Annotated in this window: 1 pseudogene; it reads left to right on the top strand. The window is 66.3% G+C overall.

Features of this window, described 5'->3' with window-relative positions:
- Nucleotides 1-150: 150 nt before the first annotated feature.
- Nucleotides 151-312 (top strand): annotated as a pseudogene (locus CCN56_RS45005) (SIS domain-containing protein); the annotation flags it as partial.

Below are 312 nucleotides of genomic sequence, written 5' to 3'. Positions count from 1 at the left end.
CTCTTCCTCGAGCTCGAGGATGGTGCGGAGATACATCTCCGTTGTGTCGATCAGTCCGGACATACGTGCCCCTCGATGAGTCGTGCGCTGGCCCTGCCGTAATTGTTGCGCATCGGACCGACAACCGGGCCGCGCCGGGGTGCGGCGGTATTGACAGAGCAATGGTCCAGACCGCACCGTGAGCGGCGACCACGAGGACGAGAAGGAGCCGCCGTCATGGGCGAGAGCAAGCTGGCCGGACAGTTCTTCGACGCCGCGATCGGGCTGCTCAAGGAGGTCCGCGACGGGGACTCCGCCGAGATCGCCGCCGCC

The sequence above is a fragment of the Streptomyces sp. NRRL B-24572 genome (assembly GCF_002156145.1).
In the GTDB taxonomy this organism is placed as follows: domain Bacteria; phylum Actinomycetota; class Actinomycetes; order Streptomycetales; family Streptomycetaceae; genus Streptomyces; species Streptomyces vietnamensis.
This window is presented reverse-complemented; position numbering and strand designations above follow the sequence as displayed.